Origin of the sequence: Acetomicrobium sp. UBA5826, assembly GCF_002433005.1 — a bacterium.
In the GTDB taxonomy this organism is placed as follows: Bacteria; Synergistota; Synergistia; order Synergistales; family Acetomicrobiaceae; genus Acetomicrobium.
In genome coordinates, this window is the sequence record NZ_DJHF01000013.1 from 1 (window position 1) to 13,554 (window position 13,554).

The 13,554-nt window shown below is 46.9% G+C and carries 15 protein-coding genes; 6 read left to right on the forward strand and 9 right to left on the reverse strand.

Going from position 1 to position 13,554, the window contains the following annotated elements; translation table 11 throughout:
- Positions 1 to 339: 339 nt before the first annotated feature.
- Genes B3N34_RS03325 through trpA form a run of 6 tightly spaced genes read left to right on the forward strand, consistent with a single transcriptional unit; the run spans position 340 to position 6,102 of the window.
- Positions 340 to 1,716, forward strand: a complete 1,377-nt coding sequence (locus tag B3N34_RS03325) for an anthranilate synthase component I family protein (RefSeq protein ID WP_286974939.1) — start codon at positions 340 to 342, stop codon at positions 1,714 to 1,716.
- Positions 1,709 to 2,734, forward strand: coding sequence for an anthranilate phosphoribosyltransferase (gene trpD, locus B3N34_RS03330; protein ID WP_286974941.1), 1,026 nt, complete (start codon positions 1,709 to 1,711; stop codon positions 2,732 to 2,734). The genes B3N34_RS03325 and trpD overlap by 8 nt, the downstream gene beginning before the upstream one ends.
- Positions 2,731 to 3,480 (forward strand): indole-3-glycerol phosphate synthase TrpC, encoded by a 750-nt coding sequence (gene trpC, locus B3N34_RS03335; protein ID WP_286974944.1) that lies wholly within the window; start codon positions 2,731 to 2,733, stop codon positions 3,478 to 3,480. Before trpD ends, trpC begins: the two co-directional genes overlap by 4 nt.
- Before the next feature lie 2 nt (positions 3,481 to 3,482).
- Positions 3,483 to 4,106 (forward strand): phosphoribosylanthranilate isomerase, encoded by a 624-nt coding sequence (locus B3N34_RS03340; protein WP_286974946.1) that lies wholly within the window; start codon positions 3,483 to 3,485, stop codon positions 4,104 to 4,106.
- Between the two features lie 11 nt (positions 4,107 to 4,117).
- Positions 4,118 to 5,302 carry a tryptophan synthase subunit beta gene (trpB, locus tag B3N34_RS03345; RefSeq protein WP_286974948.1) on the forward strand — a complete coding sequence of 395 codons (1,185 nt, stop codon included), beginning with the start codon at positions 4,118 to 4,120 and terminating at the stop codon, positions 5,300 to 5,302.
- Positions 5,303 to 5,304: 2 nt separating this feature from the next.
- Positions 5,305 to 6,102 (forward strand): tryptophan synthase subunit alpha, encoded by a 798-nt coding sequence (gene trpA / locus B3N34_RS03350; protein WP_286974950.1) that lies wholly within the window; start codon positions 5,305 to 5,307, stop codon positions 6,100 to 6,102.
- An 83-nt stretch (positions 6,103 to 6,185) separates the two neighbouring features.
- On the opposite strand, the gene B3N34_RS03355 is transcribed toward trpA, so the two are convergent.
- From B3N34_RS03355 to B3N34_RS03395, 9 genes are all read right to left on the reverse strand, one after another.
- Positions 6,186 to 6,983, reverse strand: coding sequence for a putative hydro-lyase (locus B3N34_RS03355; protein ID WP_286974951.1), 798 nt, complete (start codon positions 6,981 to 6,983; stop codon positions 6,186 to 6,188).
- Positions 6,980 to 7,753, reverse strand: coding sequence for a LamB/YcsF family protein (locus tag B3N34_RS03360; RefSeq protein ID WP_286974953.1), 774 nt, complete (start codon positions 7,751 to 7,753; stop codon positions 6,980 to 6,982). Before B3N34_RS03360 ends, B3N34_RS03355 begins: the two co-directional genes overlap by 4 nt.
- A gap of 33 nt (positions 7,754 to 7,786) precedes the next feature.
- Positions 7,787 to 8,854, reverse strand: a complete 1,068-nt coding sequence (locus B3N34_RS03365; protein ID WP_286974955.1) for a biotin-dependent carboxyltransferase family protein — start codon at positions 8,852 to 8,854, stop codon at positions 7,787 to 7,789.
- A complete protein-coding gene (gene pxpB, locus B3N34_RS03370; protein ID WP_414632100.1) occupies positions 8,851 to 9,573 on the reverse strand; it encodes a 5-oxoprolinase subunit PxpB in 723 nt (240 codons plus the stop codon). The genes B3N34_RS03365 and pxpB overlap by 4 nt, the downstream gene beginning before the upstream one ends.
- Before the next feature lie 96 nt (positions 9,574 to 9,669).
- Positions 9,670 to 10,902, reverse strand: coding sequence for an NRAMP family divalent metal transporter (locus B3N34_RS03375; protein ID WP_286974959.1), 1,233 nt, complete (start codon positions 10,900 to 10,902; stop codon positions 9,670 to 9,672).
- A gap of 32 nt (positions 10,903 to 10,934) precedes the next feature.
- On the reverse strand, positions 10,935 to 11,471 hold the full coding sequence (locus B3N34_RS03380) for a macro domain-containing protein (protein ID WP_286974961.1): 537 nt from the start codon (positions 11,469 to 11,471) through the stop codon (positions 10,935 to 10,937).
- 154 nt (positions 11,472 to 11,625) lie between these two features.
- Positions 11,626 to 13,065 carry a proline--tRNA ligase gene (gene proS / locus B3N34_RS03385; RefSeq protein ID WP_286974963.1) on the reverse strand — a complete coding sequence of 480 codons (1,440 nt, stop codon included), beginning with the start codon at positions 13,063 to 13,065 and terminating at the stop codon, positions 11,626 to 11,628.
- 23 nt (positions 13,066 to 13,088) lie between these two features.
- Positions 13,089 to 13,337, reverse strand: coding sequence for a glutaredoxin family protein (locus tag B3N34_RS03390; RefSeq protein WP_286974965.1), 249 nt, complete (start codon positions 13,335 to 13,337; stop codon positions 13,089 to 13,091).
- 28 nt (positions 13,338 to 13,365) lie between these two features.
- Complete coding sequence (locus B3N34_RS03395) at positions 13,366 to 13,500, reverse strand: hypothetical protein (protein ID WP_286975015.1); 135 nt, start codon at positions 13,498 to 13,500, stop codon at positions 13,366 to 13,368.
- Between the last annotated feature and the right edge of the window lie 54 nt (positions 13,501 to 13,554).

Here is a 13,554-nt window from a genome sequence, read left to right on the forward strand (position 1 = left end):
CCTACAAAAACTTGACGCGGTCAAAATGTTTTTACCACTTGACAATTGTTATCAGGCCATGATAAATTCTACCCAACCTGACGAAAGGGGCAATAGCAATATGATAATACTCAATGATCTCAATAAAAAGAACAATAATTGGTGGTGGCAGGCTCGCTGAGTCTGCCTGCCGTGGCCTAGATAAATTTTAAAGAGGGCCAGGGAGGCAGATCCCACAAGGATCGGTCTTCGTGGCCCTCTCTTTATACCCAGGTGTAATAAAACCGGAGGGCCCTCTAAAGAGGACTCTCCGGTTTTATTTTTAGAGATTAATTTTACTGATATGAGGAGTGATGGGAAATGTATGTGCAAAGAAAAAAATCACTGGCGACAGTTTCGGACAATACAAACCTCAAATCACCATACGATAACTTAATAGCCGAAGATAAAAGGGATTTATACGAGATATTGAAATACTACGAACCATCTTTTTTGATGGAATTCAATGATTATATCGTTATTGGCACTTCTCCAAAAAGAATCTTTCAAGCTAAAAAAGACGAAACCATCGTATTAGACCTGGATGGGAGAGAGAGCAAATTCCCAAAAAGAGACTTCCTCAAAATAGTAGATGAATACCTTAAAGAAAAGAGACCCTGTCCGAACAACTACGCGCCCTTCGACGGAGGACTTTTAGGATACATAGGATATGACATTATATCGGACTCGTGCTCATCTTCTCCCTTCCCCGATGCCTTTTTATTCGAGCCAGGGATTTATTGCGTTGCAGATAAGACCACCGGAAAGATTATTTCTTCCAACCAAAGGGCGTTCTTTGATGAATTACACTTTGAAACGGCCTTTGAAGCTCAGGGATATGAAAACGTGCCTTTCAAGTTAGAGTCCATCCCGTCGAAGGAAGACTTCATAAGCATGGTTTCCGAAGTATTGGAACGAATAAAAAAGGGCGAGGCAACTCAGGTCGTCCTATCAAGACAAATCAAATCCAAAGACGTTTTCTGCCCTCTCTCGTTGTACAAAACATTAAAAACCGTTAACCCCTCCCCCTATATGTTCATCATGAATTTCGACGGGAAAAGCCTGATCGGATCCTCTCCGGAACTTCTTTTAGGGATCAAAAATGGCGTAGCCGTCACCAGACCGATAGCAGGCACCAGGCGGCGAGGCAAAGACCTCGATGAAGACAATTTCTTCGAGATGGAGATGTTGTTTGACGACAAGGAACGGGAGGAGCACCTGCTTTTGTTGGAGCTCTCAATGGAGGAGTTCAGGGAAATATGTCTTAGGGAAAGCATCAAAGTCTCTAAGTACTTTGAGGTGGAAAGGTACAGCAAGGTCATGCATCTTGTCTCTCAAGTAGAAGGGAAGCTCAGACCTGATATCAGCGCAACCCGGGCTCTGCAAGCCTCCTTCCCGGCAGGGACGGTAACGGGAACGCCTAAGGAAGTCGCCATAAGAATTATAGGCGAGGCGGAGCCCTTTTCGAGAGGTCCCTATGGTGGCGCAATAGGATATATGGGGTTTAATGGCAACTTAGAGATGAGTATTGCCATCAGGACCTTCATGCAAACCGATGAAGGGCTGACAATTCAGGCCGGAGCCGGAATAGTCGCAGCTTCCGACCCGAAAAGAGAGTTTTTAGAGACGCAAAACAAAGCAGCAGGCTTGATCGAAGCTTTAAAAATTGCGAAAAACAGGAGGGATAGCAATGCTTAAAAACTACATTGAAAAACTTACCATGGGAGAAAACCTATCTTTCGAAGAGATGCACGAAGCCGTGGTGGAAATCCTAAACGGCACCGCCACCGAAATAGAGTCTGCGGGGTTTTTAGTGGCTCTAAGAAGCAAAGGAGAAACCGTCGAGGAAATCACTGCCGCAGCAAAGGTAATGCGGGAAAAGGCAACTAAAGTCACCGCCCCCTCTACGGCCATAGACACCTGCGGCACGGGCGGAGATGGGGTGGGCACGTTTAACATCTCAACTATCGCGTCTATCGTAGTAGCCGGCGCCGGAATTCCTGTGGCCAAGCACGGAAACCGCTCCGTTTCGAGTAAAAGCGGCAGCGCCGATTTGATTGAAGCTTTAGGAATTAAAATTTTGTCATCTCCTGAAATGATTAATGAAGCAATATCTCAGGTTAACTACGGATTCCTCTTCGCTCCCAACTTTCACAAAGCTATGAAAAACGTGGCCAGAACCAGAAAGGAACTGGGCATCAGGACGCTTTTCAACCTACTTGGCCCTTTAAGCAACCCTGCCTTCGTAAACTACCAGATAATGGGCGTATATGACGATTCTCTGACTCGACCGATTGCAGAGGTCCTAATGAACCTGGGGCTTAAAAGCGGAATGGTGGTTCACGGCCATGGAGGACTGGACGAATTGTCTCTCAGCGGCCCGAATCACGTCGTCTATTTCAAGGGAGGACAAATGAAAGAATTTTACCTCGCTCCTGAAGACGTAGGATTGAAAAAAGCTCCCATAACAAGCTTATTGGCCAACTCACCCAAGGAGAACGCAAAAATTGCGTTAGAGATCTTAAACGGCAAGGAACGCGGCCCTAAAAGGGACGTAGTTACGCTGAATGCAGGTGCTGCCCTTTTCGTTGTCGGAGCAGCCGGCGATCTCGCCGAAGGAATAAGGCTCGCCGCAAAGGTTATAGACGAGGGCCTTGCTGCAGATATACTGTACAGAATCGTTAAATTCACAAATAGCTTCGGTGAGGCTGCATGATACTTAATCAAATTGCAAGAGAAAAAACTAAAGAACTGAGAATCCTCAAGGCCCCTAAAAGATCGCTTTATGCAGCATTGGACAAGCCTGGCATCTCAATAATTGCCGAGATCAAAAGGGCCTCGCCCAGCGCTGGCACGATCTTGGAAGATATCAATGTCCCATTGCGAGTCAAACAATACGAGATGGGAGGAGCAAGTGTTATTTCGGTAGTCACTGAAAGGTGTTTCTTCAAGGGAAATATAGGCATGCTTGAAGAGGCCAAAAGGACGACTTCTCTGCCCGTTCTCCGAAAGGACTTCATTATAGACCAAATTCAAGTCTACGAAAGCCTCTTTGCAGGGGCTGATGCCCTTCTTTTGATCGTCTCTCTGATCGAAGAGGAGAAGAAATTAAGGGATTTGTTAAATCTAGCCAATGAACTTGGAATGGAAGCTCTCGTGGAAGTCCACGACGAAGAAGAACTGATAACAGCCCTGAAATGCGATGCCAAGATAATAGGGTTTAACAACAGGAACTTGAAAACCATGACCGTTGACGTCAACCGATGCGAGCACCTTATGTCTTTTTTCAAAAAGCTCGACCCAAAAAGCAACAGGAAGGTAGTAGCAGAAAGCGGAATGAAGACAAAGGAAGATGTAAAAAGGCTAAAGGAACTGAACTTCGACGGTCTTCTTATCGGGGAAACTTTGATGCGCTCTTCTTCTCCAGACAAGACCATTAGGTCCTTACTAGGTGGGGAATAACTATGAGGGTAAAGATCTGCGGACTGACCAGGAAAGATGATGTAGAGGCCGCTTTGAGGGCGGGAGTAGATGCAATCGGCTTTATATTGGCACAAAGTCCGAGGAAAGTAGATTTAGACACAGCGAAAGAACTGGCCTGCTGCATTCCGCCTTTCGTTTCAGTCGTGGCTGTAGTAAAAAATCCGACAATTGAATTTTTGAATGAAGTTATAAAGTCCAAAATCTTTGATATGGTCCAGTTCCACGGCCAAGAAGATCCAAACCTCATATATGATTGCCCCCTAAAGACGATTAAAGCCATACCCTTAAAAGATAAAAAAGACCTCAAGGCTATATCTCGTTATGCCCATGTTGCTAATTTTTTTCTATTCGATGCTAAAGCGGGACCCCTTTCGGGAGGGACGGGCAAGACTTTCGATTGGCGAATAATCAAGGGCCTTGACCCGGGTAAACCTTTTATACTGGCAGGCGGCATAGGGCCAGAAAACATAGAAGAGGCCATCGAATTTGTAAATCCACATGCAATTGACGTTAATAGCGCCGTCGAATCTTCTCCGGGAATTAAAGACGAGAAGAAAATTTACGGACTCATGGAAAAGTTAAAAAACTGGAAATATAAATTTTAGGAGGGATAAAATTGGATCTTAAAGGATATTTCGGAAGATTTGGAGGAAGGTTCGTACCGGAGACGCTAATTCCGGCCCTGGAGGAATTGGAAGAGGCCTTTTACAAAGCCATAAACGACGAGGCCTTTATGGCACAATACCGATATTTGTTGAAGGATTATTCCGGAAGACCGACATCGCTTTATTTTGCCGATCGCCTCTCGAAGCACCTTGGCGACATCAAGCTTTACCTCAAGCGCGAGGATTTAAATCACACGGGAGCTCATAAGATCAACAACGTCCTGGGACAGATCCTTCTGGCTCTTCGCATGAACAAAAAAAGGATAATAGCCGAGACCGGCGCAGGACAACATGGCCTGGCCACGGCCACGGCGGCGGCCAAGTTTGGCCTTGAATGCCACATCTACATGGGATTGGAAGACATGCATCGCCAAGCCCTAAACGTCTACAAGATGAGGACTTTAGGAGCCGAGGTCATACCAGTTACTTCAGGTACGATGACGCTCAAGGATGCCACCAACGAAGCCATAAGAGATTGGGTAACAAACGTGTCGACCACTCACTACGTCATAGGCTCCGTCGTCGGCCCCCACCCCTATCCCATGATGGTGCGCGAGTTCCAACGCGTAATAGGAGATGAAACGAAAGAACAAATACTGCAAAAGGAGGGTCGCCTTCCCGACCTTTTGGTTGCCTGTGTCGGCGGGGGAAGCAACTCCATGGGAATGTTCTATCCCTTCGTAAACGATAAAGATGTGAAGATGGTCGGAGTCGAAGCAGCAGGATACGGAATAGAAACAGGGCAGCACGCCGCAGCACTCACGGGAGGTAGCGTTGGCGTGTTGCACGGATCGCGCTCTTATATCCTTCAGGACGGGAACGGCCAAATTGTTCCTGCAGTTTCCATATCGGCAGGCTTGGATTATCCGGGGGTAGGTCCTGAGCACAGTTTTTATCATGAGACTGGCAGAGTTCACTATACCCATGCCACAGATGACGAGGCCATAGAAGCCTTCAAGCTCTTATGCGAAACGGAGGGCATTATCCCAGCGTTAGAAAGCGCCCATGCCCTTGCATTCTTAGTGAGAGAACACAAAAACATCGAGCCGGGAACGCTCGCAGTCCTATGCCTTTCCGGCAGAGGAGACAAGGATATGGAAGCGATAAAGGGAAAACTTTTCGAGGAGGAGATGTAATTATGAAGACATTAAACGAGGCTTTCGATGCCGGCAAAATACTCATACCCTACATAGCAGCCGGCGACCCGGACCTTGATACGACTGCCGAGATCATAGGAGAGCTGGACAAATTAGGGGTGGGGATTATAGAAGTGGGTATGCCTTTCTCAGATCCGCTTGCAGACGGACCGATTATCCAGGCGGCATCCCAGCGCGCATTAGCCGGCGGGACTAATATATCGAGGATATTTAAGATGTTGGAAGAGTTAAGGGACGTCAAAACACCCATCGTCTTAATGGGATATTTTAACCCCATTATGAAGTACGGCGAAAAAAGCTTCATCGAAGATGCCCTCTCCTGCGGAGTCTCTGGCGTTCTAATACCCGATCTTCCCTTCGACGAAGGCAAAGAATTCTACGATATTTGCTCTGAAAAGGGTCTGTGCCCCATCTACATGGTAACGCCAAACACCAAAGAAGAAAGGCTGTCTCAAATCGGAAGCAAAGCACGGGGATTCCTGTACTGCGTGTCTCTCCTTGGCATAACGGGAGATAAAAGAGGACCCATAGAAGGGATAAAATCCTACATGGAGAGAGTAAGAAGCCATGTCTCCGTTCCCCTTGCCTTGGGTTTCGGCATAGACAGCCCCGATAAAATAACAGCAGTAAAGCCCTACGTTGACGGAATAGTAATAGGAAGCGCAATAGTGAATATCATCTCTGAAAAGGCTGATATGGGAAGAAAGGCCATCGTCAACGAAGTATCGGTCTTTACATCCGCACTCATCGATGCCCTGAGAACAGCTTTGCAACCTTAAACGCCTGATCATACCCAAAGACCCTTCTCTTCGTACATAAAAAGGAGCGAGGATAAAAAGATCTCGCTCCTTATAAAAACTCCTTAAAATATGGCGTAATCGGAATCCTTTGGGTCGCATACGAACATATGGCCCGGTGCATGGGTTATCGCGAAGGGTGGCTTACTTGCCATCAAGGCTGCCTGAGGAGTAACGCCGCAGGCCCAAAAGACGGGAACCTCTCCTTGGTTTATAGGAACGGGATCGCCAAAATCGGGTCTGTTTATGTCTTTTATCCCTATGACAGAGGGCTCGCCAATGTGTATGGGAGATCCGTGAACTGCGGGAAAACGTCCCGTCGTCAAGACGGCCTTTGGCACCTGATGAGCGGGAATGGGCCTCATGCTAACTACCATTGGGCCGGAAAGCCTCCCGGCCGGCATGCACTGGATGTTCGTTATATACATCGGGACGTTGCAGCCGCATTCGATATGGCGCACAGGGATTCCGGCATCAAGCAAAGCGGATTCGAAGGTAAAGGAACAACCCAACAAAAAGGCAACAAGGTCATCTCTCCAACAAGAGATAATATCTGTAGGTTCGTCAACTAATTCGCCTCTTTCCCAAACCCTGTACTTGGGCAAATCGGTGCGAAGGTCGGCTCCCCTTGCTACAAGCTTGGGCTCGGGATCCCCAGGTTCCGTTATATCCAGCACTGGGCAAGGTTTCGGATTACGCTGTGCAAACACGAGAAAATCGTATGCCCAATCCTTTGGCAATATGACCAGATTTGCCTGCACGTGCCCCTTGGCCATCCCGGCAGTAGGACCCGTCCACTCCTTATTTCTGATCGCCTGTCTGACTTCTTTGGGACTCTTTGAGGCGTAATCTATGGCTTTCATCGTCTAATCACCTCTGATATGGGCATTATCTCTATGCCTGCCGCTTGCAAGCCTTTTCTGATTTCGGTGGCCATCTGAACGGCTTTGGGCGAATCTCCATGCAAACATATGGAATGTGGTTTAAGGTCTACGACATGACCGTCTATGGTTTCGACTTTGCCTTCCTTAACCATGCGAACTACCCTAGCTACAGCCAAGCTGACGTCATGTATCATGGAACCCTGGACTTTGCGCGGCACCAACGTGCCATCCGCTTGATAAGCTCTATCGGCAAAGGCCTCCGCTGCATAGAGCACCCCAACTTCCGCTGCCGCCTTGTCGAATTCAGAATTAGCCAGTCCCAGCAGAATTAAACCTTGGCCTGCATCCTTGACAGCCTGTGCTATGGCGACAGCGAGTGCACGATTTTTGGCTGCTTGGTTGTATAAAGCCCCATGGGCTTTGACGTGCTGCAGCTTAACTCCCACCGCATTGCATGCCGCCTGCACGGCACCTATCTGATACAGAGTGTAGGCATATACTTCATCTGGCGTTACGTCTATATTTCTACGTCCAAAGCCAATTAAATCGGGATAACCGGGATGGGCTCCTATGGCCACACCCTTTTCTTTGGCAGCCCTCACTGTTGAAAGCAACACTACGGGATCCCCGGCATGAAAGCCACAGGCTATATTGGCAGAACTGACGAACTGCAATACAGCATCGTCATTGCCCATTTTCCAGGCCCCAAAGCTTTCACCAAGATCGCTGTTTAAATCTATGGCATACATGAAACACACCTCCTCAGAACATCTTTACAGAATTCAATCGACCTCTTCAACGGTCACATCATAAGTCACTTCTTGAATCTTCAGCCTCATGCGATAAGCTTCTTTCCTGACCGTTCCCTCTCCGGGAAAAACCTTGCGAGTCCTGTATGAAGCTCGAAGCCTTAAAAGCTCTTCTATCTGCTCCCTTTCGACCTTTACGGCAGCTATGGATTCTTCAAGGGTTATAGACTTAAAACGTACCCCTTGTCCCGGCATTCGCTGCGCTAAATTAGCTATATCGGGGGTACAAAGCACTGCTATTTTCGTATAGCCTCCAGTAGTCTGTCTGTCGGCCAACATACATATAGGCTTGCCGTGACCGGGAACCTGAATTGCCCCTAAGGGGATTGCATCTGAGATAATATCCGCTCCGGATTTATGCTCTATCACCGGCCCCTCAAGTCTGTAACCCATTCTGTCCGCCTCGTTAGTTATGGTGTACTCCGATTCCAAAAAAGCCCTGATTCCCTTTTCCGTGAAGGCATCGTCTTGTGGCCCCAAGACCACGCGCAATGGAGAATCTTCGCTTCTGTCCGGTCTCAGATGCTCGGGGCATTGAAAATCGGCCGTCTGCCATGTTAAGGGTTTAAGAGGACCCGTGGAAAGCTTGTCTTGTGCTTTAAGAGGGCGCCCTTCCAAGCCGCCTACTTTTGCCCTTAGATAGGTAGATTTGCTTCCCATTACCATCGGGACATCGATGCTGCCCGATAAGCAAAGGTAGGCTCTGCAACCTCTTCCCTTGGGTGAAGTGACAGATATTTCGTCACCGGATTTTACCCTAATCGATTGCCACATAGGCGCACCGACACCGTTAATATTAAACCCCAGCTCCGCTCCAACTAAGGCAATCAGCCCTTCCCCTTCCGTCACAATCAATTTAGGTCCCATGGCCGTAATCTCCAAAGCAGCTTCCTTAGGATCGTTTCCCACCAATATATTCCCTATCTGCAGGGCCTGTGGATCCATTGCCCCCGCCACCGGCATCCCCTTTCCCTGATATCCCCATCGGCCTAAATCCTGAACGGTCGTCAGCAATCCCTGAGTTTGCACTTCTAATATCATGCAACATCACCGCTTTTTTGCAATATTGCAGGCTTGTAAGTTCTCGAGGCTACTTCGGATGCAATTTCGTCGTATTCCTCTCTGTCGATGCTTTTAAATCTAACCCACATACCGGCATCGATCAAAAAAGGTTGTTCGCCTTGAGGATCAAAAAGCCTCAAGGGAGTCCTTCCAATCAGTTGCCATCCTCCCGGGCTGTCTATGGGATATATGCCGGTTTGCTTTCCCGCTATTCCCACGCTTCCCGCGGGAATCACCTTTCGAGGCTCCTTCAACCTTGGAGTAGCGAGGCTCTCGTCCATCCCTCCCAAATAGGAAAAGCCGGGCGTAAAACCCAACATATAACAATAGTAATCCGGAGCTGTATGCCTGCGTATAATTTCTTCTTCCAAAATCCCCGTATGGCTTGCAACATTTTCCATATCGGGCCCAAATTCCCCACCGTAACAGACGGGAATTACTATGACAAGTCCTCCTTTGGAAATTTCTCCTTTGGTCCTTTGGGCCATGCTTTTGAGCTTTTCAAAGAAGAGGCCTATATCGCCTACGGCAAGAGGATCAAAATAAATTGCCAGGGACCTGTATGTTGGGACCAGTTCCACAATGCCGTAAAGATGTGAGTTTTCAATGTATCGGCGAAGCTGTTGAACCCTGGCGTTGATTTTCATATCTATACTGTCCCCGAATTCAATAACTACCGCACTATCACCGGCGCACATGATCTTGGGTTCAAGATATTCGGCCAATTAAACACACCCCTTAATGCCCTAATATAAAGGGCAGAAGGCTATTAGCGCCTTCCGCCCTTAACAATCCTATCCAAACATAGTAAATATTCTGCCCAGCGAAGTAATGCCCATCCACAACGTAATGGCCACCATGAGATACCCCGTAACGGTTAACCATTTAGGATGTCGATACTCTCCAATGATATCCTTTCTGTGGGCTGCGAGCATGACCGACAACAAAGCCAAAGGAAGGATCAATCCGTTGACCGAACCGGCGAAGATCAACAGCGTCACGGGTTGACCTATTGTAATCAGGACCACAGTAGAAGTAACGATGAATCCTATGATCCACCAACGATTATTCTTCTGAATTCCCTTAAATAAAGTCTGCAAGAAAGATATGGACGTAAAAGAAGCACCTACGACGGATGTGATCCCGGCAGCCCAAAGCACCACTCCAAAAATTCTATAGCCAATCTCGCCTGCCCCCAACCTAAAAGCAGAGGCCGGAGGATTTTGCGGATCTAAGGTGTGACCTGCCCATACAACGCCAAGGATTGCCAAAAACAGGAGTATCCTCATGATACCTGTTATTACGATGCCGTTAGTTGCTCCTCTCGTCACGTCCTTGATATGCTCAACACCGCATATTCCGGCGTCCAAAAGCCTATGGGCCCCTGAAAAGGTAATATACCCGCCGACGGTGCCTCCGATTAACGTAATGATGACCATCCAATCGATTTGAGAGGGCATGAAAGCTTCTCTAGTCGCAACCCCAACAGGCGGCTTAGTAACAAAGACTGTATATAAGACCAAAGCTATCATGATAAAACCAAGTATTTTAGTGAACTGATCCATAGCTCGTCCCATTTCTCTGTATAAAAATATTATGATGCCTATACTGGCACTAATAACTGCTCCCCATGCAATAGGTATCCCTGCTATTACATTTAAACCCATAGATGCTCCGGCAACGTTTCCTATGTTAAACACCAAACCGCCCAAGGCAACTAAAAAGGCAATAAAATATCCAAGACCGGGAAGGACTTTGTTTGCCACGTCTTGGGCACGCATCTTAGATACGGCTAATATTCGCCATACATTTAGCTGAACTATCAAATTAATGATAATGGAAATCAAAATAGCAAAGGCAAAAGAGGCTTTGAGCTGGTTGGTGAAGACCGCAGTTTGCGTAAGAAACCCCGGACCTATCGAGGATGTGGCCATCAAAAATGCGGCACCTAACAGTATGCTTAACGTTTCTTTTCTGCTCCTTTGTCCTACATTGTCGATGCCATTCTGAGATTCTTGCTGTGACAATTAATCCACCTCCCAATAGTTTAAGTAGCTTTTCAGGAAACAATTTTTACTAGTGCTTCGACAAAAATCTGATAGGCCTTATCATCATATAGATATATGGCAATTTCTTTTAGCAATGTATCCTCTTCTTCAATGTAATACATCATTTCTTCCAACATTGCCCCCGCACATGTCTCGTAGTCGATGGAACCAACGCCCGTACCCAAAGCCGGAAAGGCAACGCGCTCGATCTTCAATTCGTCACAACGCATTAGCGCGCTTTGAGTAGCCTCTCTTATCGACCGCTCATTTGTTTTAAGATCTTGGCCCATCACCACAGCATGAATTACATAGTCAACTTTCAGTTTTCCGGCCCCAGTAACCACTGCTTCCCCCACTTTTACCGGCCCTTCGGAGATTGCTTCTTTCTCTATTGCGTCACCTCCTTTTTTCTTTATCGCTCCAGCAACCCCAGAACCCATCCAAAGGTGATTGTTCGCTGCATTGACTATGGCATCCCCATCGTATTCAGTTATATCTCCTTTATAAAGCCTTATCGTAACAGCTTTAACCTTTGCCTCCGTAAGCATCTTTCTCCCCCCAAGGGAAATATTAGATAGCGTTTAACTATATGATAATACACGCATGACAATAGACTCAATTATTATCGAGGCTTGCAATAGCTTTAAATTATGCATAAAACCATCTGTCGCCTATTGCACATACCAGAATATTCCCATATCGCTAATAGGCCTTGGCGAATACGGCTAATTTGCCGCCCCTTTTTTTCGTATAAAAACACGTTCCCTCAGTTGGCTCGTTTAACAGGAAACATCGTATGGTAGCGGTGGTTGCTTCCTTTATGGCCTTCTCGTCCTCGGGAGAGCCGGCAAAGTATGCTTTGATAAACCCTCCTTTTTTGTTTAAGACCTCATTAAATTCCTCAAAGGAAGTCACGTGATAGGTGTTTTCCTCTCTGAAAGATCTTGCCTTCCGGTACAATGTGTTCTGTATATTTTCTAAAAGCCTGGGAACTTCTCTCTCTACAGCATCGAAGGATATGTTTACCACCTCACCAGTATCCCGTCTTACAGCACGTAAATGGGATGACTTCATCTCTGCTTCTCCCAACTCCAATCGCAGAGGAACGCCCTTTTGAAGATGATAAAAGAACCTATCGCCCGGTCTCATATGAAATTGTGTATCCAAAACAACCCGATTTGCTCCTAAAATTTTCTTAAGACTTTCCGAGATCTTTTGTGCTTCGGGCAATATTTTCTCCTGTAACAGATTTTGATCAGGAGTTATCGGTAAAATTACAGTTTTAACGGGCGCAACATTTGGGGGCAATACAAGGCCATCGTTATCGGCATGAGTCATGATAATTGCACCTATCAAACGCGTGGAAACACCCCAACTTGTCGTCCAGGCGTATTCCAATTCCCCATCCTTATTCTGAAATCTTATATCGAAGGCCTTTGCAAAATTTTGCCCTAAAAAGTGGCTTGTACCGGCCTGCAGTGCGCGCTTATCTGTCATCATGGCCTCACAGGTATAGGTGTTTTCCGCTCCTGGAAATCTTTCTCCTTCCGACTTCTCACCCGTAAGCACCGGAAGAGCCAAAACCTCTTCCATGAAAGAACGGTAAACTTCCAACATTCGAAGAGTCTCTTCGAGGGCTTCTTCTTTCGTCGCATGGGCAGTGTGCCCCTCTTGCCACAAAAACTCAGAAGTGCGCAAAAACAGCCGCGGCCTTTTTTCCCAGCGAAGAACGTTACACCATTGATTTATCAGGATGGGAAGATCCCTCCACGACTGTATCCATTTGCTGTACATGTGCCCAATTACCGTCTCCGAAGTGGGCCTTATAACCAATGGTTCTTCCAACTCTTCGCCTCCGGCGTAAGTAACGACAGCGCACTCTGGAGAAAATCCCTCAACGTGTTTTGCCTCCTTCTCCAAGAAAGAACTGGGAATCAAGAGTGGGAAATAGGCATTTACGTGCCCCGTCTCCTTGAAGCGTTCGTCCAGTTGGCTTTGTATGGATTCCCATATTGCATACCCCGTAGGTCGGATGACCATGCACCCCCTCACCGGGGCGTAGTCGGCCATCTCAGCAGCTTTTATTACATCCAGATACCACTGCGAATAATCTTTTTCGCGGGGCGTTATATTTCGTGCCATTTCAATCCCTCCGTAATCTAGCGCTATAGACTTGCGATCCCCTCATCCTCCAAAAGGTCGATGAGGCGCTCTTTGTTAAATCCGATTACAAACCTATCTCCTACCTGAACTACAGGAACGCTCAATTGATGGGTACGCCTGACCAGTTCCATGGTTGCTTCTCTATCGCGGCTTATATCAACAACCTGATACACAATTCCTCTTTCCGACATGATTTCCTTAACCTTCTCGCAGGCATGACATGTCGGATTGGTGTAAACCTTGATATGCATTACAAAATCACTCCTCGCTTCTATTGTCCTAAAATAAAATGTAAACCCATACTGGAACTACCAATATGGAGATAAATGTACTTGTAGCAATAAGTTCTGCTGCGTACTTATGATCCGTGCCTATCCCCTTGGCAACTATAGACGTATTAACTGCTACAGGCATGGCAGAAACTAGTATAACAGCGTTTCGGACGTTATGGGCAATCGGCCACACAAA